Origin of the sequence: Crenothrix sp. (genome assembly GCF_043729335.1) — a bacterium.
In the GTDB taxonomy this organism is placed as follows: Bacteria; Pseudomonadota; Gammaproteobacteria; order Methylococcales; family Methylomonadaceae; genus Crenothrix.
In genome coordinates this window covers 1-22,448 of sequence record NZ_JAYTLQ010000054.1, presented here as the reverse complement: position 1 = coordinate 22,448, position 22,448 = coordinate 1, and the positions used below count along the sequence as shown (strand labels likewise).

The following is a 22,448-nucleotide window of genomic DNA, read 5'->3' as shown; positions in this document are numbered from 1 at the left end:
TTATTTAACGATTAGGATTCATTAGTTTAGACAAATATATTTGTTATCAGGCTGTTCTCAATATCGAAAAATGCCTAAATAATTCAATAGGCATTGCGTTTTTTAGTTCCCATGTAATTGAAATAGGACGCTGTCTTTCAGCTTTGATGAGTAAAGCTTCTCCAAGTGCAGCATAAGCAGAGTATTTATTTTCACGAACGAACAAGTAAAAGCGCCAATTGTTTCTGTTTGATCCTGGAATACTGTCTAAGTAGCGCTGTCCTATTTTATTGGTTTCACTAGCAGCATTTTGTGTTTGCCAATGAAATAAATTAGGGCTAATAGCATAGTCATGGTATTGAACACGTTCGGCAAAACCTTCGGTTTTGTCCAAAGTTACAAGCATTAGTTCTATTTTATGTTCTGCGATTGGTAAACAACCTTCTCTAAAGGCTGGACGTTTTGCGGCATTTGCATAACCAATTGCTGTGATGATATCGGATCTTGAGTAACGATTATGAAGAGAAAGCAACCAGTTGGATGGTGTGCCTTGAAGTTGTGAATAGGGCAAGATTGCTTGTTCTAATTGCCAATCAATGACTTCAAGCAATTCTTCTTTAATGGCAGGATGCGCATACATTAAAGATATGAATTGCACTGGATTAATTAATTCAGACGAGTTTGCTATAATTTTATACGCAAGAACCTGAACCCTGGTTTCATTAATTGTTTTATGTGTTAAGCCTTGTTGCCAGGCCTTCAACATTTCGACATCATCGATATACAATATACTTTCAAACCTGCGAGAAAGCTCATCGTCTCTTGGGCCTTTGCTAAGGGCTGGAATCTGTGCTAATCGTTTATATTCACCCCAATAATGTTTAGCCGTGTAAATATCAGAAATTTCAATTTCATTCTCAATCAAAAAATCTTTGAGCTTTATTTGTGTTTTATCTTTGCTATTAGCCCAAGCAATTAATTCAGCAGTGAGTCTTTTTACATTTAAATTAAGTGCAAATTTAAGACTCTCTAAAATACGCTCCCGAGCCACTCTATCAAATTGAATATGACAACCCGTCGGCAATAATCCAAAGCCTTTATCAACAGAGTCTTTAATTGCAACCCTACTTTGTCCCGTTAAAGATCTCAATAACACATCAAAACGGAAGTCTTGTGAATAGGTACCTATAAAATCCAGGACTAAACAGCTATCTTTATCTGGGGAAAGTCGTAAACCTCGGCCAATTTGCTGTTGAAATACCACTGGACTTTGCGTAGGACGAAGTAATAGCAAAGTGTTTATTTCTGGAATATCGACGCCTTCATTGAACAGATCACAGGTAAAAATTACTTTTAATTTTCCTTGCGTTAGTTCCTTTATCGCATGGTCCCGTTCTGTCTGATTATGTTGTCCAGTAATTGATTTTGAAGGTATGCTGCGAGAATTAAAGTATTCAGCCATAAATTCCGCGTGACGGACGCTAATGCAAAATCCAATCGCCCTGAGCCTTTGTAAATTACTGACGTAAGTTTCAATAGCTTGAAGTGCAGAATGGGCGCGAATATTACTGGCTGAAATAATATTATCTAACTGGGTATCAACATTTATTTGTTTCCATTTAATGCTCGTTAAGTCAACCGTGTCATGCGTTGCATAATACTCAAAAGGTGCCAACAATTCTTGATCTAAAGCATCCCATAGCCTTAACGTTACGGCAGGTGAGCCATCAGGCCTTGCATCAAAGTATTGATTTAAACTTTTACCATCTGCCCGCTCTGGAGTTGCAGTTAACCCCAAAAGAATGGCTGGGTTAACTGAAGTAATGAATTTGTCAAAAGAACTGGCCGGGGAATGATGTGCTTCATCAATGATGACCATATTCCAGAATTTCGCACCATGTTGACTAACTAAGTCACGGTTATGAACGGTGTTAATAGTTGCAAATAAATGGTCATGCTGGCTGGCTTCATTATTACCATCTAATAATTCACCAAAATTTGAATCACGCAATACATGACGAAACGTATTAATAGCTTGCTTTAAAATTTGAATTCTATGGGCAACAAATAACAATCGTGGCTGTCCGCCTTGTTCTTTTGCCAGACGTTTATAATCAAAAGCAGCAACAACTGTTTTACCGGTTCCTGTTGCAGCCACAACCAAATTGCGGAAACGCTGATGCACTCTTTCAGCGGCTAATCGATCAAGCATTTCTTGTTGATAGGGTTTGGGGCTTAAATCAAACCAAGTCTGAATTGCAATAAGTTCAGAGCTGTTATGGCTAGTACTTCCGTGTCTCGATTCTTCACGCAAAGCTTTTTCTAAAGCAGTGCGGTGGTCTTGATTATTGGGATCATAGTGTAGAAATTCACCATCGTTCCAAAGTGTTTCAAAATGGGCTTGAGCATTTTTGAAAATAGGCTCATTTGAGATTTGTGTTAATTTAACCGTCCATTCAATGCCACTAATCAGCGCCGATTCAGATAAATTGGCACTTCCAATAAATGCCGTGCCGAAACCGCTATTTCGATTAAAAATCCAAGCCTTAGCGTGTAAACGCGTGCGTCTCCCATCCAATGATATTCTTACTTCAACATTAGGAAGCTCAGCCAAAGCGTTCACCGCTTTAGCATCAGTTGCGCCAATATAAGTAGTTGTTAATATGCGAAATTTTGTACGTGAATTTCCATCTGCATCAATCGCAGTAGCTTGCTTTAATACATCGATTATTTTTCTTACGCCACTCCATGTAATAAAACTGACCAGAATATCGACGGTATCAACAGCTTGTAATTCGGCAATGAGTTCATGTAACAGAGAGGGTTCGTTGCGTGAAGAACTAAATAACCAGGGTGTCCTTAAGCCAGTAACCGGAAAAATTCCTGGCATATTCGGTTCGTGAATAGAGCGTAATATTCGTGGTGGGGCTGCGATATAACCAGTTTCAATTTCCGATTTTGTCGTAAGCCTTGCGTTTTTTAGCAAAGTCGAAATAAGCTGGAGTTCCGCATTCGCTTTATCTGGGCTGTTAGCTTGTGAATATGATATTTCATCCAATAACTCAGGTAATCTATCCATTAATTCAGCTAATAAATATTCTCTGTTTTCGGCTGAAGTAGGTTGTTTCGCAATCGCTTTACCTTCAAGAATCAACTGATCTATTTCCGTCAACTCGTGATTATAAATAAGACGATCATATAGCCCCTTGGATAACTTAGGCATCAAAATGATTATATGGGTGGGGTGCTTATAAATATTGGAATTTAATTATCTACGATTTAACATCAATCGTAATAACACGCAAAGATCCTAGCAATGATACCATTTCATAAGCTTTCCGTACCAAGCCTTCAGCTATAACGGCAAAAAATGGGGTTTTAAGATACAAAGGACACGCTATTTTTTGAATTACACCTGTCCAGAATCAGGTGGATTCAACTCCGCATACAATCCTAGTACTCATGCTGCCTTCTGTAAAAAACAGCCTTCGGCTTACTTCTGTTGTCTTTAAATATATGTCTGATTTCTCCTAAGTCCACCACCCACGCAGACTATATTATTGGTTTTATTTTTAAGTTAAACTTTAATCCAAAATTAAAATCAACCTGAAGTCGGACTTTGCATAATCAATTTGCTGCCAATGTGTTTATACGAGGGAGTCTATAAGCATGAGAACACTGCTCACACTATTATTTATTTTATTGGTTGGCTGCAAGCCAGGAAATTATCCGGCTAGTATGAAAAAACACGCGCCAGAATTACACGATCAATACTTTCTTACCGATGATGGCCTGCAACTTCCCTTGCATCGCTGGTTACCCCATACAAGTCCACCGCGAGCAGTCATTATTGCTGTGCATGGTTTTAACGATTACAGTTATTTTTTTAAGCAACCGGCGGAATATTTTTGCAAGCAAGGTATCGCGAGCTTTGCTTATGATCAGCGCGGATTTGGCGGCGCACCGCAAAGGGGTTTGTGGGCAGGAAGACAAGTTTATGCCACCGATTTACAAAATTTTGTTAGCTTAATAAAGCAGCGTTATCCAAAAATCCCAGTGTATTTACTCGGCGAAAGCATGGGCGGCGCCATCGTTATCGCAGCTACCAGAGATGTTGATATGCCGTTTGTTGATGGGATTATTTTAGCCGCCCCTGCATTATGGCCAAGAGAAATCATGCCATGGTATCAAACAAGCATGCTGTGGATTTTGGCGCACGCAGCGCCTTGGCTGACTTTAAGCGGCCAAAGTGTTAAGGTAAAGCTAACGGATAATCGTGAAGTATTGCGCGAATTGGATAATGATCCACTGGTGCTCAGAAAAACGCGAATGGATGCTTTATACGGGTTAACAAATCTAATGGATGCCGCTTTCAATAATGCGAGATTGCTTCAAGGCAAGATATTACTGCTTTATGGAGACAGGGACGACATTATCCCTAAAGTAGCTATTTATGCCTTTTTACAACGGTTTTTCGCCAGCGGAACAGATGAGAAAACGGTGGGCTTTTATCCTGAGGGGTATCATTTATTGTTACGTGATCTGCACGCTTATACCTTATGGCAAGACATTGCCGCCTGGATTAGCGCAAACGGCACAGGTAAACTTCCTTCCGGTGCGGATGATAAAGCAAAGCAGCAACTGCTTAAACCGCTTATTACTTGGCAACAAGCAAGTAAGTAACAAGCGCCCCCAAAATCGACAACAAAGTGTTGATTTTATCTTCATTGGTTCAGCGCTGTCCCGCATGAGAGGCCGTGATTTTCTGTAATTTAGGGTAGTGCGCTGTTATGTTTACTGAGCACGAACACTTCGACAAGATGAGTTGAATAAACCACTGATTTAAATCCACCATTTTAATGTGGTTTATTTCAACCAATATTGTTTATACTCAGTTGTTTTGGTAGGCTATTTTATTCTTTACTGATTGATTTTATTATTATTTTTTTTATTTTTCATGTGTTGGCACGATATAAGCTGAGTCTATTGATGAGCCCAGTGCAATACTTTATTAATAGGTACTGGCGGGTAAAAAATAACTTAATCAGCCGGAGAAAAATCATGAAAAACACTATTAAAAAGCTGACCCTCTGCGTTTTAATAAGTAGGGCATCTACTTTTGTTTGGGTTGGTAACAGTGTTGCAAAAACTGAAATTCATCAAGCGCTTCCTGTAGCGGGTAGCGACAGAATAACAGCGGCAACAAAACATAAAATTCTTAAAGAAAAAGTGCAGCCCATTGTGGGTGAGGCCGTCGAGATAGAATCTGACACACAAAAAGCAATAGTAGCGTTGGAAAATAAGGACTCAAAAGGCGCTATAACAATTTTACAAGGTGTTTCCAGTAAGTTAGATGGCCTTTTAGCCAAAAACCCCGGTTTGGCTTTAGTGCCAGCCAATATTGAAGCGGATGTTTTCGATTTTAAAGGTAATAAAAAAACGGTTGCCCAAGCCATTGATGATGCTGATAGCTTACTCAGACATGGAAAACTGCAAGGTGCTAGACAGATTGTAGCGGGTCTGGCGAGTGAAATTCGTATCAGCACAACGAGTATTCCTTTAGGGACATTTCCTGCGGCCATTAAACAAGCCATCACATTGATTGAATCTGGAAAAATAGACCAAGCTGTTGTTGATTTAGACAATGTGTTGGATACTTTGGATGTCACCACTGAAATTATGCCATTGCCGGTACTTCGCGCTGAAGAGTTACTGACTTTAGCGGCTGAGCTGGAACACAGGGATGACTTGTCAAAAGAACAAAACCGCAAGGAAATTAGAGCATTAACCGATGCCGCCAAAGACAAATTGGAGTTGGCTCAACTGCTTGGCTACGGTGATAAAAAAGATTACAAGGTGCTTTATGATGGGATTAATGGTATTGATAAAGAGTTATTCTCTGATCAATCCGCCGCTGCATGGCAAAAAATTAAGGATAAATTTTCAGAATTTAAAGATAGATTAAAGGCGCTTGGCGAAGCGGCGATCAGGGCAGGTCATCCCGCTAAATAAAGTGTGGTCAGGCAGCTTGCAATACATACTTCCCACTGCATCCAGGGTTCACTGAACGGATTGGAAGCGGACACGAAATACCGCAGACTTCGACTTTGCCCAGTCTGCGGTGGGAGGTGTGCAGTATAAATATGCTTATTACTTTACGGGCTATATTTGGCGGCTGCGTTGATAAGTTAGATAATGATATGGCTTGGAACTGCAATCGTCTTTGACGGTCTGGTAAGCATTCCCCTTTTAAAAGGGGGGATGAGCGCATACAAAAAGGTAATGAAGATCGCAGTAAATTAACATTCTCGCGAGTGCGCGGGATGGAGTTTAAAATGAGAAAGATTTCAAGGGCTGGTTTGATTGCCATCTTGATAGCAAGCGTAGCCAGTAACTCGGCATGGGCCAGAGGGGGCGGTGGGCATGGTGGCGGGGGAGGGCACTTTGGAGGCGGTGGACATGGCGGCGGGGGAGGGCACTTCGGAGGCGGACACTTTGGCGGCCATCATCATGGCGGGGGCTTTGGCCGTGGTTTTTATGGTTTTGGGCTGGGCTATGGTCTAGGCAGTTATGGCGGGTTTTACCCGTATGGAGGCTACGGAGGCTATGGTAGATATGGCGGTTATTATGGTTATCCCTCTACGGTAATAACAGTGCCGGAAACTCCTCCGGTTTATATCCAGCAATCCCGACCTGTTGCTCAAAACTATCAAGCGGGTTACTGGTATTACTGTAGCAATCCAGAAGGTTATTATCCTTATATCAAAGAATGCTTAACCAGTTGGCAGCAAGTTGAGCCCAGACCATCCGTACCTCGTTAAGGAGTTAAAGTATGTCATATTCACCCAAAATAGTTTCAGTCGCCTTTGCAGTAATAATAACCGGTTGTGTTAGCTTACCCACGGGGCCTAGTGTTATGGTACTACCTGGCAGTGGCATGTCTTTTGATCGATTCCGCAACGACGATGTTATCTGTCAGCAATTCGCGACGTTTCAGGTGGGCGGTAAAACGCCTAATCAAGCGGCCACCACTAGTGGAGTTACCAGCGCGGTTATTGGTACGGGACTAGGTGCAGCAGCGGGTGCTGCGATAGGCGGCGGCAGTGGTGCTGCGATTGGAGCCGGTACCGGTTTGGTGGGTGGTAGTTTAGTGGGCACAGGTATGGCTAGCGATTCCATATACGATTTGCAGCAACGTTTTGATATCGCCTATATTCAGTGTATGTATTCCAAAGGCCATCAAGTTCCAGTATCAGGGCAGTTCTCAGGCGCAACCAGCCAGCCCTCGGTAGCACCCACCTCTAATATTCCACCTCCACCGCCAGGTACACCGCCGCCTCCGCCCAGTCAGCATCCGTGATTTATCCACAATAACGACAAGCCTTAGCCGTGTTAAGTTCTTTTTTATCATTATTACAAAAGGAAACAAGTCATGAAAAACGCAGACGATATAGCAACTGAACTGGCAAATGTACAACAAAAAATGCAAGAGTATATGCAAAAACATTGGCGATTATTTTTACTGGAAGGCAGTATTTTTATTGTTCTTGGTATTGCTGCTGTGGTCATTCCGCAATTTTTTAGCGTAGTTAGCGTACTTTTCTTAGGCTGGATTCTTGTTATGGGAGGGGCAATTCACGTCGGTCGGGCTTTGTTTTTCTCGGAAATGCCAGGGTTTGGTTTATGGTTAGTGTTGGGTATTTTACAAATTATTGTCGGTTATTTGCTCATTGTTGACCCTATTGCCGGGGTAATGACCATTACCATGATGATGACTTTATTTTTTGCCCTTGAAGGCGCTATTAAAATTTATTGGGCCTTCATGCTGCGGCCTTTGCCGAATTGGAATTTTGTACTTTTTAGCGGCGTAACCGCATTGCTGTTTGCCTTTATTATCTTGGCGTTCTGGTCTGAAACTGCACATTGGCTGTTAGGCCTATTTGTGGGCATTAATATGATCATTTTGGGATGGTCGATTGTTAAAATGAGTCTCAGCCATAAAAGCGATCCAGTGTAAGGCTTTATTTTTAAGGATAAATCCATCATGGCATTACAAAACTTAAGCCTTGTAGAAAAATTATTAATCGCGTTAGTTTTTGCCGTGGTGGTTTTATGGGTTGGACACGAATTTAAAGTTTATCTTCCTGATTTGGAAGTTTGGCTTGCAGAGTTGGGTTTTTTTGCGCCACTTGGCTTTGTAGTCTTATTTGTGGGGCTATCACCGCTTTTTGTCTCCATTGATGTGTTGTGCTTTGCTGCGGGATTATTGTTTTCAATTGTGGTTGGCGAGCTGGCTGTTATTGTCGCTACGTACTTGTCGGCGATAATAATATTTTTTCTTGGACGCTATTGGTTGCGCGACAGAGTGTTGGCCTTTACAGCCAAATACCAGAAACTTGCGATATTAGATAAGCTCATCAGTGGCGATAATGCCTTAAAACTAATGTTTTTACTGCGTTTAACGCCGCTGCCTTTTGCATTGAATTTTGGAGAAAAACATGAAGATGATTAAAATTCGTTTACTAGCTGCAATCTTTATCCTTATGTTAATGAATGGTTGTATTCACCGCTCAGCTCAATATGGGGGATATTCTGGTTCACCAGGATATCAAAATGGTTATGGGTATCCTGGGCAGGGTGGATATAGAGATTATGGCTATGGCCATTATGGTAATCGGAATTATGGAAATGACGGCCATCACGGTAACTATAGGGGATATGGTGATAATCGCGGCAGGCAGCGTGGAAACTATGGTAATGGCCATCAAAACCATGATGGACATGGGCGGGGAAATAGAGGCGGCGGCCATCATTGATTGGCTCTTTAGTGCTTAATAAATTCAGATTTTTCTAAATAGTTGAGCAGATATTAATCTAAGTGACACGTTCAGTTAGACTGGTTTAGGTTATCAATTATATTGTGGAAACGGATATAATCAAGGTATACAGAAGGTGATTAATATAGCCACCGACAATCTTATCGAGTTTTTAAGGCCACATAAGCAACAGTGCTAAATCGGAGTTACAAAATGTTTAACCAAATCAAACTTTTTTTTGATCAACATCTGGCGCTTTCAGAACCGGCGGAGATTACAGAAGAAAAGTTGCAACTTGCAGCGGTCGCTTTGTTTCTGGAAATGATGATCATAGACGATAAAGTTGATCCTAAAGAACAGGCACTTATTTTCTCTCTGATTCAGAAAAATTTTTCTTTAACGGCCGAACAAGCCAGCTCATTAATGGCCTTAGCTGAACAGCAAAGAAAGCAAGCGACTGATTATTTTCAATTTACCTCCTTAATTAATAAGGAATACAGTTTGGAACAAAAAATTAAACTAATTGAATCACTGTGGAAAATTGCTTTTATTGATGGTGTATTAGATATGAATGAAGAATACTTGGTGCGAAAAATCGCTGACCTTTTATATGTGCCTCATGCTGACTTTATTATGGCAAAGAACCAAATAAAACCGAATGCGTAAGCTTATTTATTTGAAAAACCTTAAATGAGAGACCGTAATTCCAATGATCTTTCCCATCTATTTTGCCCAATTCTGCGACGATGGTTGGGGTTTGTATCATGGTTATCAGTATTGTTAAAACTTCACCGCCAGGGTTGGTTAACTATTTAATTGATAAAGCGTTAGCGATTGATAGCATCCTGTTTATGATTAGCGCACTATTGTCATTTTCATCGATTCGTTTAGAACGATGCACAGCAAGTTTGGAGCGTTGGGGAGAAATAGTTTTCTTATTGGGATTAGTCTCTATGGCATTGATTACGGTGATTTTCTCTTTTGAAATTGTCTGACGTGACTTGCTTATTAAGAACAAGGTTTGATCAATGATGACTTTTTTTAAGCGCGCACGTATTCGCTACATTCTGCACCGTCATGCCATCGCACATGACCTGTGGGTGGAAGCGACTGAAAAACTGGCTGTTTTGCAGGGAATGACCTCGGTTGAAAAAGCGCATTTACGCGAATTAAGCACGCTATTTTTATATGAAAAAAAATTTTTCGGCGCTCAGGAATTTCAGCTCACTGATTTAATGTGTTTAATTATTGCCGTTCAAGCTTGTCTGCCAGCGCTTGGGTTTGGTATTGACTGTTTATTAGGCTGGATAGAGGTCATCGTTTATCCGGCGGCGTTTCGGGTTAGCAGAGACGAAAAAGATGCGGCAGGTGTTGTACATCATCGCGAACAGGCACTGATCGGCGAATCGTGGTCGCGGGGGCCACTTATAGTATCGTGGGAAGATGTTGAGCGCGATATGCAGGACAAACACTCCGGCCACAATGTCGTGATCCATGAAATTGCCCATAAGCTGGATATGTTGAATGGAGCCGCCGACGGGTTCCCGCCTTTACAGCCGGGCATGATCATAACGGAGTGGTCAACAGCGCTCAGCGCAGCTTATGAAGGCTTGGTTAAACGAGTGGAACATCGCCACCGCCCCTATATTAACCCTTATGCAGCCACCAACCCTGGGGAATTTTTTGCGGTCATAAGTGAATATTTTTTCTGCGCACCGGAAATTCTCCAGGCTAACTTTGCCGATGTTTACCAGCAATTACAGCTATATTATCGCCAAAATCCGTTGCTGCGTCGCCAGCTGGATTCAAAATAATATTGTAATTATCTTTTAGCCACAATATTCGCCATCATGCCGTAATCAGCATATCCCAGAATATGGCAATGGTAAACGAACTTGCTTATGACTGATGCCGCGTTATACAAATCCCGCCCCACTTGAATAAGCCTATGTTGAACGGGATTTTTATGCGCTGGCTGTTAGTCGCCGTAAACCGTTAATTTATAGTGGCCAATTAAGCCTAAAATGTTATGCGCATGCCAATCAACATGATGAACTTTGGTAATGCTGGCGTTCTTTTTCGCGGTATCAATGCTGCAATCACCGGTAGAGACCATGGACAGGTAGCTATGACAAGTCGCTTCCCCCACTTTTGAAGGTATTCCTTCGTTAGAGGTGACTTGCACAGGTAAATTAATATCAGTCATTATTGAGCCTATCGGATAAGGTGATGCGCAAGCTGTTAAACCTAAAACCATACCTGTTAACGCTGAAATTCTGAATGTTTTTTTCATAATTAATCCTCGTTGAGTTTTCATGTCTCTCCACATGGAGAGGCCAGAGTATGTACGTTATTATTTGCCCTAGTCAAGAAATTTTACATAGATTCAGTGTTCTGTATCTTATCACTTCTCATAAGATACAGTGTGTTAGCTTGTTGGCAACTCAGTTTATTGCTTAGCGATATCTTAAGCCGGTTTAGAGTTAAAATTAATCCAATAAAACTGCGCTAGGTGATGTGAAGATTATATGATAAAAATCAGTAGTTTAAATTAATTGTGGCAGCGTTAAGTTATCAATACTTAGTAAATAATTAAATTAATATGTCAGCTAGTCGTTATATAATGCCGCGCTAGACAAGCCACTCGACAATTTTACAGGGAGAGTAATAATCATTCAGTCATCCGTTACAAAAATCTCGCGCCCACCGTATACAGTGGCCGTTATTGGCGGTGGGCCTGCCGGTTTAATGGCAGCAGAAGTGCTGAGCAATGCCCATGTTAAGGTTGACGTTTATGATGCCATGCCATCGGTGGGACGAAAATTTTTGCTAGCCGGCAAAGGCGGCATGAATCTTACCCATTCCGAGCCTTTGAACTCATTTATGTCTCGGTATGGGATACATGCGCCTCACTTGAAGCCCGCGCTTGACGATTTTAATTCAGATGCCATACGACTATGGACACAGAACCTAGGTATAGAAACCTTTATTGGATCTTCTGGCCGTGTGTTCCCCAGAGATATGAAAGCTGCGCCGTTATTACGTGCATGGTTGCATCGATTACGTACGGCAGGTGTTAAATTTCATAGCCGTTATCAATGGCAGGGCTGGGATGAAAATGATCCTACGCAATTATGCTTTCAAACACCCGACGGCGAACGAAAAGCTCAGGCAGATGCTGTCATTTTAGCTTTGGGTGGGGGTAGCTGGAAAAAACTGGGTTCTACCGGCGAATGGGTTGGCTTATTGACTGGGCGCGGGGTTGATGTCGCGGCGTTAAAGCCATCAAATTGCGGCTTTAACGTTAATTGGAGTGCGTATTTTCGTGAGCATTTTGCAGGACAACCGATAAAAAACGTGCGCTTAGCGGTGTATTGCCCAGAAGGCGAGGGGTTTAATCAACTTGGAGAATTCATCATTACTGAAAATGGTGTGGAAGGCGGTTTAATATACGCACTGTCTGCTGTGGCGCGTGAGAAAATTGAGTTACACGGTTTTGCAACTCTCTACGCCGACTTAGCACCGGACAGAAGCCTGGAGTATCTAATCGACAGGCTTGCACAGCCGCGCGGTAAACAATCGCTGAGCAATTATCTGCGCAAACGCCTACACTTAGATACGATCAAAATCGCTTTGCTACGCGAAACCGGTGTCAATTTTGATGATGTCGTTACGCTTTGCACGACCCTTAAAAAACTACCGATATCACTGGTTGCCACCCGTCCTATCGATGAAGCCATTAGCACTGCAGGCGGTGTAAACTTTGCAGGCTTGGATAAACAACTCATGATACGCGCTCTGCCTGGAGTTTTTTGCGCTGGCGAAATGCTGGATTGGGAGGCACCGACAGGTGGTTATTTATTAACGGCCTGTTTTGCTACCGGACGTGCCGCAGGTTTGGGCGCATTGTCATGGTTACAATTGCAATAACACTTAACAATCTAGGAAAGAAAAATGCCCCTAGCAAAACTTTTACAGCTTTCAGCGACATTAATACCGCGGGTAAAAGCACGATGAAAACACCAAAAAGAATGGAGCCGTTGGTGCGAGATGGACTGATTACTGAAGTGATACGTCCATTGAAGAGCGGCAAAGAAGCCGAAGTTTATGTGGTTTTGTCGGAGGGCGAAATCCGCTGCGCTAAAGTCTACAAAGAAGCTAACAAGCGTGGCTTTCATAAACAAGCGCTTTATCAGGAAGGTCGAAAAGTACGCAACAGCCGTCAAGCACGGGCTATGGAAAAAAGCACCAGCTATGGTCGAAAACAACAAGAAGAAGCGTGGCAAACGGCAGAAGTAGATGCGCTTTATCGCCTTGCTGCGGTCGATGTACGTGTGCCACGGCCTTACAATTTTATTGAAGGCGTGTTGTTAATGGAGCTTATTACCGACGCCAACGGCGCTGCCGCGCCTAGACTTAACGATTTGGAATTAACGCCTGAGCAGGCACTTGAATATCATAAAATTCTAGTTACCGAAGTCGTAAAGATGCTGTGTACCGGCATTATTCACGGCGACCTTTCTGAATATAATATACTGGTTGACTCGCACGGGCCGGTAATTATTGATTTGCCACAGGCAGTTGATGCGGCCGCTAATAACAATGCGGCCAGAATGTTAGAGCGCGATGTTGATAATCTTGCGGCTTACTTTGGCCGCTTTGCGCCCACTTTGCTTACCACACAGTACGGTAAAGAAATCTGGAAGCTCTATGAATCAGGTAGTTTGCATCCCGATGTTGAGCTGACAGGTATCTTCAAAAGCAGCACTAAAAAAGCCGATGTCAAAAGCATTATGCGTGAAATCAACGATGTGCGTGAAGAAGCGATGCTGCGTAAAGAGCGTTTAAATCCAACGCAACCGAATCCTAATAAAAGGCCACCTGATTAAGCTGCATTCATGACACATGGCTTGAAAAATGTAATGTCTTTTAGTCGACTGGATAATGCTTTTGCACGCTTTCTGAGTCAACGTTCAGATTTGATCGGGAGCCAGCAATTTGCCTTTGAAGAATTGCTTAAGCTTGTTTCTTGCCATCAAACTCAAGGCCATAACTGCATTCGTATCAATGACGAGCTTAAGGCTTTAGCATTAGCGTCTGGACTGGCCGGATTAGCCGATCAGTCAAACACATTACCTTTGATTGTTGAGCAAGATCGGCTGTATTTACACCGGTATTGGAATTATGAAAACCGGTTAGTGCAAAAAATCCAGGGCATGACGCATACAAGTCAGCCGCCTTTGCAATTAGAGGCGGCACTTAATCGTTACTTTACACCGTCAGAAGAAGCGGATTGGCAACGGGAAGCCGCAAAAATAGCCGTAACGCAATCGTTTAGCATTATTACTGGCGGGCCTGGCACCGGTAAAACCACTACTGTGGTTAAAATTCTTGCCCTGTTACAAGAGCTGGCCGACCGCCCGCTGTATATTGCCCTTGCAGCACCTACTGGCAAAGCCGCCATGCGCCTGCAAGAATCTATTGGGGCAAATAAAACCGCTTTGCCTTGCACGGATGCAATAAGGCAGCTGATTCCAGAAACCGTCACCACACTACATCGCTTACTAGGTGCAAAACCACCCTCACCGTATTTTCGTCATGATGCGGATAATCCTTTGGCGCATGATTTGGTTGTTGTAGACGAAGCATCCATGGTTGATTTGGCCTTAATGAGCAAGCTACTGGATGCTTTAAAAGTGGGGGCGCGGTTGATTTTACTGGGTGACCAAGATCAACTGGCATCGGTAGAGTCGGGTGCAGTGCTGACTGATTTAACCGCCGCTTTGCCATTGCATACACTTGAGCTGAAAAAATCCCACCGTTTTGGCGGCATTATTAAAGAATTTGCCGTCGCCGTTAATCAGCAGCAACCGGAAATTGCGTGGCAATGTCTGCACACGGAGAATGCAATAGTTTCGCTATTATCGTCGGATTTAATCAGTTACATTGCAGAACAGCAAATACCGTATTTATCGCTGGTTAAACGTGGGGCGAATTTTACGGATATTTATCATGCCTTTAATCGCTTTCAGGTGCTGTGCTCAAACCATCAAGGTAAAAAAGGTGTTAGCGATATTAATTATCGGGTTGAGCAAAAATTATTTGCCCAAAAACACATCTATTTAGCGGGGCAATGGTATGCAGGCCGTCCAGTGATGGTTACGCAGAACAATGCTGCACTGCATCTTTATAACGGGGATATTGGTTTGTGCTTGCCCGATAAAGAACAGCATAATAAGCTGATGGTGTTTTTTCAGGATGCCAATGGCCAAATCAAAAAACATTTGCCGTCACGTTTACCGCAGTGTGAGACCGTGTTTGCGATGACGATTCATAAAAGCCAAGGTTCTGAATTTGAAAACGTATTGCTGGTGCTGCCCGATACTATAAACCCAGTGCTGACTAAAGAACTGCTGTACACAGGCATAACCCGTGCGAAAGAAACTATTAAGCTTGCGACAAGCAACGTTATTTTTGCAGCCACAGTAACGCAAAAAATTGAACGTGTAACTGGCTTGATTGATAAATTTAAAGAAGCCATTTGGAGAGATAAAACACAAATGTGATGGGTAATAAATTTTTAAACCCATTTAAATCAGTGTTTTATTTTACATTGGGCGGTTTTCAGGGCTCAGTAATTACGCTGCACAGAAAACTTGGCTAACATAATCAATGCGGCTTTAAATTCGGAATCCTCTAGCACATCAAGCGCCTTAATAGCCTTTTCAGCCTCTTGGTCGGCGCGTTGCTCGGTGTAGGTAATGGCATGTGTACTTTGTACTATGGCATAAACTGCATTAAACGCATTACGGTCACCGTTTTTAATGGCATCAATAATAACTTTGGCTTCGCTAGCGCTGCCCTTTTGGATGGCGCGGATTAAAGGTAGCGTTGGCTTGCCTTCGGACAAGTCATCACCCAAGTTTTTACCTAAATCTTCCTGGCTTGCTTTATAGTCCAGCGCATCGTCAATCAATTGGAATGCAATACCTAAATGCTGGCCATATTCCGCTAAACCTGCTTCCACTTGTGCCGAAGCGCCCGAGATAATTGCACTTAACCGTGTTGCCGCGCTAAATAAAATCGCCGTTTTTCTGGCAATCACTTCCAGATATTTTTCTTCGGTAGTTTCTGGGTTATTGCAGTTCAGTAGCTGTAACACTTCACCCTCGGCAATAGCAGTCGTGGTCTTGGATAAAATCTCCATTACCCGCATATTGCCGGTGCGCACCATCATTTCAAAGGCCCTGGAATACAGGTAATCGCCGACTAAAACACTGGCGGCATTGCCCCAAACTGCGTTAGCCGATTCTTTGCCGCGCCTTAAATCAGACTCATCGACAACGTCATCATGTAGCAAGGTTGCTGTGTGAATAAATTCGATAACGGCTGCTAATATTAAGTGGCTGGGAGTTGTGCCCCCTAATGCCTTAGCCGCCAGTAATAACAGCATAGGCCGCAAACGTTTGCCACCGTTGCCTACAATATAATGCCCCATCTGGTTAATGAGTACGACATCTGAACTTAATTCATCAATAATCAGCTGATCGACTGCTTTGGTTTCAATGCTTGTTAGGTTCTTTATAGAATCAAAATTGATGATAGATACGGATGTGGAATGTAGTTGCGATACCATCATTTGAGGCTAAGTAAGTGAATTTGTGTTGTTTTCATGATAATAATCTATGAAATATAAAGTGACTACGCTATTATACCTGAACAGAGGCTTAATCGGTGATGCTATTCGCTAATCTATGGGTAGTGTGAGTAGTGCGTTTTTATTATTACAATCCAGCCTTTTAAATGGAACAAAACTTATGTTTGACTTGTGCGGTCTTTAAAAATATAATCGTCTGTTCAGTTATTTCACAGATTAATGCTTGATGGAGCTTGCTCGGATGTATGCGGTAATTCAAACAGGTGGTAAACAGTACCGCGTCGAAGAAGGTACTTATTTAAAAATAGAAAAGCTGGAGCTCGAAGAGGGCGCTAGCGTTGAATTTGACAAAGTGCTGATGATTCAAACAGACGACGCAGTCAAAATCGGCATGCCTTTTCTTGAGGGCGGCAAGGTAACAGCTACCGTGCTTTCGCAAGGCAGACATAAGAAAATCAAAATTATTAAATTTAGACGGCGTAAGCACCACATGAAACAAATGGGGCATCGTCAATCTTACACAGAAATCCAGATTACTGGCATTTCTGCTTAACCAATTAGGAGTGACAGATGGCTCATAAAAAAGCTGGTGGTAGTACCCGTAACGGGCGCGACTCCAATGCTAAGCGATTGGGTGTTAAGCGTTTTGGCGGTGAAAATGTCATTGCGGGCAACATTATTGTTCGCCAACGTGGTACGCATTTTCACCCCGGCACTAACGTAGGTATCGGCAAGGATCATACTTTGTTTGCAACAGCGCATGGCAAAGTGGTCTTTGAAGTTAAAGGCCCCAATAGTCGTAAGTATGTCAGTATAGTTGCCGCAGCCTAAAGCAACTGGCTTGGCTTTGCCTACAGCGCAAAGCTAGCCGCATCCAAAAGCCTCGCCTTGTTGTAAACGGCGGGGCTTTTTTGTTATTATCGATCCAGTCTTATCTCGTATTAACTCAGCGTGTAAACTATGAAATTTGTTGACGAAACAGAAGTACGCGTCGAAGCCGGCAATGGCGGCAATGGCGCAGTAGGTTTTCGGCGCGAAAAATATATCCCTATGGGTGGTCCGGACGGTGGTGATGGTGGGGACGGCGGCAGTGTTTATTTGATTGCTGTTGAAAATATCAATACCTTGGTCGATTTTCGTTACCATACCGTACACCGCGCCCAACCTGGGCAAAAAGGCATGGGGCGCAATTGCACCGGCAGAAAAGGCGATGATTGCTTTGTTCCCGTCCCTTTGGGCACACAAGTTTCCGATGCCGAAACCCAGGAAATTATTGGTGATTTGACCGAAACAGGCCAGACTTTATTGGTTGCGCAAGGCGGTTTTCATGGCCTTGGCAACACCCGTTTTAAAAGCAGCATCAACCGTGCGCCACAGCAGGCCAGCAAAGGCTCACCTGGCGAACATCGGATGCTTAATCTCGAGCTGACCTTGATTGCCGATGTCGGTCTGCTGGGTATGCCTAATGCAGGCAAATCCAGCTTGATTAGAGCGGTGTCCTCAGCTACCCCCAAAGTTGCCGACTACCCGTTTACTACCTTGTATCCTAATTTAGGGGTGGTACGTGTCGACGATATGCGCAGCTTTGTGATTGCCGACATTCCAGGGGTCATAGAAGGCGCTGCAGAAGGTGCTGGCCTTGGCTTGCAGTTCCTTAAGCATCTGGCACGCACCGGCTTGTTGCTGCATGTTATCGACATTGCGCCGTATGGCAGCGATGTAACGCCGGTGCAAGCTGCGCAAAAAATCATTTGCGAAGTGGAAAAATGGAGTGTTGATCTGGCCACCAAGCCACGCTGGTTGGTGCTCAACAAAATAGATCAGCTTTTGGAAGACGAAGCCGATGAGCAATGCCAAGAAATTATCGACGCGTTGAATTGGCAACAGCCGGTATTTAGAATTTCTGCTATCAACGGTGAAGGCACCAAAGAATTAAGCTATGCCATTATGGAGTTTTTAGAGCAACAACGACAAAAAGTCCATGAGCCGGTCTGAATTTGTAAACACTAAACGTGTCGTCATAAAAATAGGCAGCTCCTTACTTACTTGTGGGGGTCAAGGGCTGGACAAAATTGCTATCGCCGCTTGGGTTAAGCAAATGGCTGGGTTAAAACTGCAAGGCATTGATGTGGTTTTGGTGTCGTCGGGTGCAGTGGCAGAAGGCATGTGCCGATTAAACTTAAAAGTCAGGCCCAAAACTCTCCACGAATTGCAAGCTGCCGCTGCTATTGGTCAAATGGGTTTGGTGCGGGTTTTTGATGATAATTTTCAGCAACATGATCTGCACGCCGCGCAAATTTTGCTTACCCACGATGACTTATCCAACCGGAAACGTTATTTAAACGCCCGCAGTACCTTGTTAACACTGATTAATTTTGGTGCAGTACCAATTATTAATGAAAATGATACGGTTGCTACCGAAGAAATTCGTTTCGGTGATAATGATACCCTCGCAGCGTTGGTCGCCAATTTAATTGAAGCGGATTTACTGATTATCCTGACCGACCAAAAAGGCTTATTTACCAGTGATCCCAGTGTAAACCCCGATGCTACTTTAATTTCTGAAATTAGTGTTAACGATACCCGTTTAGAAAGTATGGCAGGAGAAAGTCGTAGCGGACTTGGGCGTGGCGGCATGTACACCAAGGTGCGGGCGGCGCGTCTCGCTTCTCGATCAGGCGCAGCGACCATTGTTGCGGCCGGTATTGTCGATGATGTTATCAAAAAAGTGCTCGCTGGTGAAAATCTAGGCACACATTTTTTACCGGATGCAGAGCCTTTAGTCTCCAGAAAACGCTGGCTTGCAGGGCAATTACAACTTAAAGGCCAATTAACACTGGATAGTGGTGCTGCGCGAGCACTTAAAAACGAAGGTAAAAGTTTGTTGTCCGTAGGTGTTAAAGTCGTATTAGGACAATTTGAACGCGGCGAATTGGTGGCTTGTGTAGATGAGGCCGGGGTAGAAATTGCTCGTGGATTAATTAACTACAGTAAAGTAGAGGCTCAGTTGATAGCGGGTAAAAATAGCTCGGAATTTGAAAGCATTTTGGGTTATTTAGATGATAGGGAGCTTATACATCGCGACAATATGGTGTTAATTTAAATTGCAATCATATAAATGAATTTGAATAAGTTCCAACTGCGCTAAGTTCAGAGTGAAAAAGGCGTTGTTTAAACGGCTTCAAGTTAACTTATGAGCTTTGTTAGCCAGCATCCTGCCTATAAATTGAACGTATTTTAAGGTTTAATAAAGCCTTAAATTTATTCATTTGAAAATTTTGCAAGTGATAAAAATATAAGTTTTTAAGTTGTTTAGTTACAAAGTAATAGGTTGTAAAGTAATGTAAATTGCCCGACAATATTTTGTGTCAGATACATGAAAATTTTAATAAAAATATGAGGAAAAGATGAACGCATTCACCAAAAGGCTGCTGAATTATTTTTTGATTGGCATTTTTGCGGTTATTCCAATCGTTATTATCCTAAAGATTATTATTTTTATAAAAGGTATGGTCTCTGATTTATTTAGTGTGGTTTACGGCTATGCGGACAGCTATCTTTATACCATGCTGTTTTTTACGGTTAGTTTTTTTATTTTGGTGTCTATTGGCCGAACGATTGTTGAAAAAGGCAAGCCTTGGATTATTACAATATTCGATCATATCATCGACAGAATTCCATTTTTAAACACCATTTACCGTGTGCTTAAAAAAGTTATCGCCATGTTTTCTTCCCGCGACCAAGAGATTGCTAAAGATATTGTTTACGTTGAATATCCAAAAGATGGCGTTTGGATGGCCGCTTACGTGACTAATCGTTTTGAAGATAAATACGTGCTGTTTATTCCGACATCGCCCAATCCAACTTCTGGTTTTACTGTGATTGTCGATAAAGAAAAAGTGGTGAAATCGGCAATGAATATTGAAGAAGTTACCAGCCTGATCGTCAGTGTGGGGGTGGACTTTAACAAGGTAGCAGAAGTGAAAAAATTGCCGTAATGTATTATATTGGATAATTAACTATTTTATACTTAGCGTCTAAAAACACGAAATATCAAGGTGACTTGACTAGTGCTCAATATTTCAAGGCGCATTCCTCTGTAATCAGCCTTGATTTAATAGTGCTTGCTCGTTATAATTTGCCAGCTATTGTGTTTGGAGTAGTTTGTGACAGATAGAAAATTCTCTACTGTCGTTAAAATATTAAGTTATCAGGTTTTGATAACACTAATAATCACTCTTGGGTTTGCCGTTGCAGGTGGGTGGCAAAAGGCGTTATCTCCCTTATGTGGAGGCCTTGCAGCAATAATCCCAAACTTATATTTTGCGCTGCGTATTTACAAATCGGCAGGGCAAGAGGCAAGAAAAATCGTCAGATCTTTTTATGCAGGGGAGTCCGGCAAGCTGTTATTGACCGGCGCACTTTTTGCAATGATTTTTCAGATTCCAGACATACAACTTTTACCGCTGTTTGCAGCTTATGCAGCAGCTTTGTCAGTTTTTTGGTTTGCGCTATTAATGCGCTAACACAGTAATTATTTTTTTGAGAGGAACGATGGCTACCGAAGCTCATGCCGCAGAAGGGGCAACCGGTTATATAATTCACCATTTAACGCCGCTCAGCGTAGGTAGTGGTTTTTGGACTTTACATCTGGATACCCTGTTTTTTTCAGCGTTATTAGGTGGATTGTTCATCTGGTTTTTTAAGTCAGCCGCCGATAAGGCCACCGCTGGTGTACCAGGCTTGGCACAAAATTTTGTCGAAATGATGATTGAATTCGTCGACACTCAGGTAAAAGACAGTTTTCATGGTACCAGCAAGTTAATTGCACCGCTGGCCTTGACCATATTTTGCTGGGTATTCCTGTGGAATTTTATGGATTTGTTCCCTGTGGATATTTTGCCGAGTATTGGCGCCGTCATGGGTATTCCGTATTTACGCTCTGTACCCAGCACCGATTTGAACGCGACTTTCGCCATGTCTATCTCGGTATTTGCGTTAATTATTTTCTACAGTATCAAAATAAAAGGCCCTATCGGTTTTGCTAAAGAGTTGCTGTTACAGCCTTTTGGCCCGTGGTTTATGCCTTTCAACCTGCTGTTAAAATTGGTTGAAGAAATTGCCAAACCTATTTCACTGGCATTGCGGTTATTTGGTAACCTGTATGCGGGCGAATTGATTTTTATTTTGATCGCCTTATTGCCAAGTTATCTTCAGCCGTTGCTGAGTTTCCCCTGGGCAATTTTTCATATTTTGATTATTACGCTGCAAGCGTTCATCTTTATGGTATTGACAGTTGTTTACCTGAGCATGGCGCACGAGCATCATTAACACAACTTTTTTTTAATTTAGAGTACCTTTGGAGGTATCATGGAAATCGCAGCTTTAATCGCTGATGTGCAAGGTATGACCGCTATCGCAGTCGGTTTGATTTTGGGTATGGGCGCTTTAGGAACCGCTATCGGTTTCGGTCTGTTAGGTGGCAAGTTTTTGGAAGGCGCGGCGCGTCAACCTGAAATGGTGCCTATGTTGCAAGTCAAAATGTTCGTTGTTGCAGGTCTGTTAGACGCGGTCACCATGATCGGTGTGGGTTTGGCGTTGTTCTTCACCTTTGCAAACCCGTTCTTGTCAGCTGTCACCGCTGCAACAGCAGGCTAAGAGCTGTTTATCTTTAATAGCAACAAAAGGAACGCGTCGTGAGTATCAATGCTACCCTGATTGGGCAAATGATTACCTTTGCACTTCTGGTATGGTTTACCATGAAGTACATTTGGCCTCCTTTATTTGACTCTTTAGAAGAACGTAAAAAGAAAATTGCCGATGGTTTAGCTGCCGCTGAAAAAGGTCAGGAAGAAATTCTTTTGGCTGAGAAAAGAGCCAAGGGTGTTTTGAAAGAAGCTAAAGAACAATCTTCAGAGATTGTTACCCTGGCTCAGAAACGTGCTAATGAACTGATTGAAGAATCAAAAGATGTCGCTAAAAAAGAAGGCGAGCGT

At 42.6% G+C, this 22,448-nt stretch carries 26 protein-coding genes; 22 read left to right on the top strand and 4 right to left on the bottom strand.

Going from position 1 to position 22,448, the window contains the following annotated elements; genetic code table 11:
* Positions 1-46: 46 nt before the first annotated feature.
* Positions 47-3,202 (bottom strand): DUF3427 domain-containing protein, encoded by a 3,156-nt coding sequence (locus tag ACHZC4_RS11855; RefSeq protein WP_394754066.1) that lies wholly within the window; start codon positions 3,200-3,202, stop codon positions 47-49.
* A 446-nt stretch (positions 3,203-3,648) separates the two neighbouring features.
* Here ACHZC4_RS11855 and ACHZC4_RS11850 point away from each other — a divergent pair, with 446 nt between their 5' ends.
* The 10 genes from ACHZC4_RS11850 to ACHZC4_RS11805 all read left to right on the top strand — a co-directional run bounded on the left by ACHZC4_RS11850 (position 3,649) and on the right by ACHZC4_RS11805 (position 10,609).
* Positions 3,649-4,662: an alpha/beta hydrolase gene (locus ACHZC4_RS11850; protein WP_394754065.1), complete on the top strand. Its 1,014-nt coding sequence runs from the start codon at positions 3,649-3,651 to the stop codon at positions 4,660-4,662.
* A gap of 378 nt (positions 4,663-5,040) precedes the next feature.
* On the top strand, positions 5,041-5,991 hold the full coding sequence (locus tag ACHZC4_RS11845; RefSeq protein WP_394754064.1) for a YfdX family protein: 951 nt from the start codon (positions 5,041-5,043) through the stop codon (positions 5,989-5,991).
* A 323-nt stretch (positions 5,992-6,314) separates the two neighbouring features.
* Complete coding sequence (locus ACHZC4_RS11840) at positions 6,315-6,800, top strand: hypothetical protein (protein ID WP_394754063.1); 486 nt, start codon at positions 6,315-6,317, stop codon at positions 6,798-6,800.
* Positions 6,801-6,811: 11 nt separating this feature from the next.
* A complete protein-coding gene (locus ACHZC4_RS11835) occupies positions 6,812-7,339 on the top strand; it encodes a glycine zipper family protein (protein ID WP_394754062.1) in 528 nt (175 codons plus the stop codon).
* 72 nt (positions 7,340-7,411) lie between these two features.
* A complete protein-coding gene (locus tag ACHZC4_RS11830; protein ID WP_394754061.1) occupies positions 7,412-7,996 on the top strand; it encodes an HdeD family acid-resistance protein in 585 nt (194 codons plus the stop codon).
* A gap of 27 nt (positions 7,997-8,023) precedes the next feature.
* The gene (locus tag ACHZC4_RS11825; protein WP_394754060.1) at positions 8,024-8,491 is read left to right on the top strand and encodes a TVP38/TMEM64 family protein; all 468 of its coding nucleotides are present in this window, start codon (positions 8,024-8,026) and stop codon (positions 8,489-8,491) included.
* 101 nt (positions 8,492-8,592) lie between these two features.
* On the top strand, positions 8,593-8,814 hold the full coding sequence (locus tag ACHZC4_RS11820; protein WP_394754059.1) for a hypothetical protein: 222 nt from the start codon (positions 8,593-8,595) through the stop codon (positions 8,812-8,814).
* A gap of 194 nt (positions 8,815-9,008) precedes the next feature.
* Positions 9,009-9,461: a TerB family tellurite resistance protein gene (locus ACHZC4_RS11815; RefSeq protein ID WP_394754058.1), complete on the top strand. Its 453-nt coding sequence runs from the start codon at positions 9,009-9,011 to the stop codon at positions 9,459-9,461.
* 98 nt (positions 9,462-9,559) lie between these two features.
* Positions 9,560-9,790: a hypothetical protein gene (locus ACHZC4_RS11810; protein ID WP_394754057.1), complete on the top strand. Its 231-nt coding sequence runs from the start codon at positions 9,560-9,562 to the stop codon at positions 9,788-9,790.
* A 33-nt stretch (positions 9,791-9,823) separates the two neighbouring features.
* Positions 9,824-10,609 carry a zinc-dependent peptidase gene (locus ACHZC4_RS11805; RefSeq protein ID WP_394754056.1) on the top strand — a complete coding sequence of 262 codons (786 nt, stop codon included), beginning with the start codon at positions 9,824-9,826 and terminating at the stop codon, positions 10,607-10,609.
* An 8-nt stretch (positions 10,610-10,617) separates the two neighbouring features.
* Here the strand turns inward: ACHZC4_RS11805 and ACHZC4_RS11800 are convergent, their stop codons facing one another.
* Both ACHZC4_RS11800 and ACHZC4_RS11795 read right to left on the bottom strand, forming a co-directional pair.
* Positions 10,618-10,731: a multicopper oxidase domain-containing protein gene (locus ACHZC4_RS11800; RefSeq protein ID WP_394754055.1), complete on the bottom strand. Its 114-nt coding sequence runs from the start codon at positions 10,729-10,731 to the stop codon at positions 10,618-10,620.
* A 42-nt stretch (positions 10,732-10,773) separates the two neighbouring features.
* Complete coding sequence (locus tag ACHZC4_RS11795) at positions 10,774-11,088, bottom strand: TRL-like family protein (RefSeq protein ID WP_394754054.1); 315 nt, start codon at positions 11,086-11,088, stop codon at positions 10,774-10,776.
* Between the two features lie 422 nt (positions 11,089-11,510).
* Here ACHZC4_RS11795 and ACHZC4_RS11790 point away from each other — a divergent pair, with 422 nt between their 5' ends.
* From ACHZC4_RS11790 to recD, 3 genes are all read left to right on the top strand, one after another.
* The gene (locus ACHZC4_RS11790) at positions 11,511-12,725 is read left to right on the top strand and encodes a TIGR03862 family flavoprotein (RefSeq protein WP_394754053.1); all 1,215 of its coding nucleotides are present in this window, start codon (positions 11,511-11,513) and stop codon (positions 12,723-12,725) included.
* Between the two features lie 83 nt (positions 12,726-12,808).
* Positions 12,809-13,684, top strand: a complete 876-nt coding sequence (locus ACHZC4_RS11785) for a PA4780 family RIO1-like protein kinase (protein WP_394754052.1) — start codon at positions 12,809-12,811, stop codon at positions 13,682-13,684.
* A 33-nt stretch (positions 13,685-13,717) separates the two neighbouring features.
* Positions 13,718-15,361 carry an exodeoxyribonuclease V subunit alpha gene (gene recD, locus ACHZC4_RS11780; protein WP_394754051.1) on the top strand — a complete coding sequence of 548 codons (1,644 nt, stop codon included), beginning with the start codon at positions 13,718-13,720 and terminating at the stop codon, positions 15,359-15,361.
* 65 nt (positions 15,362-15,426) lie between these two features.
* On the opposite strand, the gene ispB is transcribed toward recD, so the two are convergent.
* Positions 15,427-16,434 (bottom strand): octaprenyl diphosphate synthase, encoded by a 1,008-nt coding sequence (gene ispB / locus ACHZC4_RS11775; protein WP_394754050.1) that lies wholly within the window; start codon positions 16,432-16,434, stop codon positions 15,427-15,429.
* A gap of 259 nt (positions 16,435-16,693) precedes the next feature.
* On the opposite strand from ispB, the gene rplU reads away from it, so the two are divergent.
* From rplU to ACHZC4_RS11730, 9 genes are all read left to right on the top strand, one after another.
* On the top strand, positions 16,694-17,005 hold the full coding sequence (gene rplU, locus ACHZC4_RS11770) for a 50S ribosomal protein L21 (protein WP_394754049.1): 312 nt from the start codon (positions 16,694-16,696) through the stop codon (positions 17,003-17,005).
* 17 nt (positions 17,006-17,022) lie between these two features.
* Positions 17,023-17,283 carry a 50S ribosomal protein L27 gene (gene rpmA / locus ACHZC4_RS11765; RefSeq protein ID WP_394754048.1) on the top strand — a complete coding sequence of 87 codons (261 nt, stop codon included), beginning with the start codon at positions 17,023-17,025 and terminating at the stop codon, positions 17,281-17,283.
* 129 nt (positions 17,284-17,412) lie between these two features.
* Positions 17,413-18,447, top strand: a complete 1,035-nt coding sequence (gene cgtA / locus ACHZC4_RS11760) for an Obg family GTPase CgtA (protein WP_394754047.1) — start codon at positions 17,413-17,415, stop codon at positions 18,445-18,447.
* Entirely contained in the window at positions 18,434-19,555 is a 1,122-nt protein-coding gene (gene proB, locus ACHZC4_RS11755; protein ID WP_394754046.1) for a glutamate 5-kinase, read from the top strand. Before cgtA ends, proB begins: the two co-directional genes overlap by 14 nt.
* Positions 19,556-19,859: 304 nt before the next feature.
* Positions 19,860-20,450 carry a DUF502 domain-containing protein gene (locus ACHZC4_RS11750; protein ID WP_394754045.1) on the top strand — a complete coding sequence of 197 codons (591 nt, stop codon included), beginning with the start codon at positions 19,860-19,862 and terminating at the stop codon, positions 20,448-20,450.
* 168 nt (positions 20,451-20,618) lie between these two features.
* The gene (locus ACHZC4_RS11745; RefSeq protein WP_394754044.1) at positions 20,619-20,978 is read left to right on the top strand and encodes an ATP synthase subunit I; all 360 of its coding nucleotides are present in this window, start codon (positions 20,619-20,621) and stop codon (positions 20,976-20,978) included.
* Positions 20,979-21,006: 28 nt separating this feature from the next.
* A complete protein-coding gene (gene atpB, locus ACHZC4_RS11740; RefSeq protein WP_394754043.1) occupies positions 21,007-21,783 on the top strand; it encodes a F0F1 ATP synthase subunit A in 777 nt (258 codons plus the stop codon).
* A 39-nt stretch (positions 21,784-21,822) separates the two neighbouring features.
* Positions 21,823-22,110, top strand: a complete 288-nt coding sequence (atpE, locus tag ACHZC4_RS11735) for a F0F1 ATP synthase subunit C (protein WP_394754042.1) — start codon at positions 21,823-21,825, stop codon at positions 22,108-22,110.
* A gap of 38 nt (positions 22,111-22,148) precedes the next feature.
* Positions 22,149-22,448, top strand: a 300-nt coding sequence (locus tag ACHZC4_RS11730) for a F0F1 ATP synthase subunit B (protein WP_394754041.1), incomplete at its 3' end; no start/stop codon positions are given.

Bases quoted from the DNA above. Each gene is read 5' to 3' on its own strand.
- ACHZC4_RS11855 (WP_394754066.1), bottom strand. From the start codon at position 3,202: ATGCCTAAGTTATCCAAGGGGCTATATGATCGTCTTATTTATAATCAC.
- ACHZC4_RS11850 (WP_394754065.1), top strand. From the start codon at position 3,649: ATGAGAACACTGCTCACACTATTATTTATTTTATTGGTTGGCTGCAAG.
- ACHZC4_RS11845 (WP_394754064.1), top strand. From the start codon at position 5,041: ATGAAAAACACTATTAAAAAGCTGACCCTCTGCGTTTTAATAAGTAGG.
- ACHZC4_RS11840 (WP_394754063.1), top strand. From the start codon at position 6,315: ATGAGAAAGATTTCAAGGGCTGGTTTGATTGCCATCTTGATAGCAAGC.
- ACHZC4_RS11835 (WP_394754062.1), top strand. From the start codon at position 6,812: ATGTCATATTCACCCAAAATAGTTTCAGTCGCCTTTGCAGTAATAATA.
- ACHZC4_RS11830 (WP_394754061.1), top strand. From the start codon at position 7,412: ATGAAAAACGCAGACGATATAGCAACTGAACTGGCAAATGTACAACAA.
- ACHZC4_RS11825 (WP_394754060.1), top strand. From the start codon at position 8,024: ATGGCATTACAAAACTTAAGCCTTGTAGAAAAATTATTAATCGCGTTA.
- ACHZC4_RS11820 (WP_394754059.1), top strand. From the start codon at position 8,593: ATGGTTATGGGTATCCTGGGCAGGGTGGATATAGAGATTATGGCTATG.
- ACHZC4_RS11815 (WP_394754058.1), top strand. From the start codon at position 9,009: ATGTTTAACCAAATCAAACTTTTTTTTGATCAACATCTGGCGCTTTCA.
- ACHZC4_RS11810 (WP_394754057.1), top strand. From the start codon at position 9,560: ATGGTTATCAGTATTGTTAAAACTTCACCGCCAGGGTTGGTTAACTAT.
- ACHZC4_RS11805 (WP_394754056.1), top strand. From the start codon at position 9,824: ATGATGACTTTTTTTAAGCGCGCACGTATTCGCTACATTCTGCACCGT.
- ACHZC4_RS11795 (WP_394754054.1), bottom strand. From the start codon at position 11,088: ATGAAAAAAACATTCAGAATTTCAGCGTTAACAGGTATGGTTTTAGGT.
- ACHZC4_RS11785 (WP_394754052.1), top strand. From the start codon at position 12,809: ATGAAAACACCAAAAAGAATGGAGCCGTTGGTGCGAGATGGACTGATT.
- recD (WP_394754051.1), top strand. From the start codon at position 13,718: ATGTCTTTTAGTCGACTGGATAATGCTTTTGCACGCTTTCTGAGTCAA.
- ispB (WP_394754050.1), bottom strand. From the start codon at position 16,434: ATGATGGTATCGCAACTACATTCCACATCCGTATCTATCATCAATTTT.
- rplU (WP_394754049.1), top strand. From the start codon at position 16,694: ATGTATGCGGTAATTCAAACAGGTGGTAAACAGTACCGCGTCGAAGAA.
- rpmA (WP_394754048.1), top strand. From the start codon at position 17,023: ATGGCTCATAAAAAAGCTGGTGGTAGTACCCGTAACGGGCGCGACTCC.
- cgtA (WP_394754047.1), top strand. From the start codon at position 17,413: ATGAAATTTGTTGACGAAACAGAAGTACGCGTCGAAGCCGGCAATGGC.
- proB (WP_394754046.1), top strand. From the start codon at position 18,434: ATGAGCCGGTCTGAATTTGTAAACACTAAACGTGTCGTCATAAAAATA.
- ACHZC4_RS11750 (WP_394754045.1), top strand. From the start codon at position 19,860: ATGAACGCATTCACCAAAAGGCTGCTGAATTATTTTTTGATTGGCATT.
- atpB (WP_394754043.1), top strand. From the start codon at position 21,007: ATGGCTACCGAAGCTCATGCCGCAGAAGGGGCAACCGGTTATATAATT.
- atpE (WP_394754042.1), top strand. From the start codon at position 21,823: ATGGAAATCGCAGCTTTAATCGCTGATGTGCAAGGTATGACCGCTATC.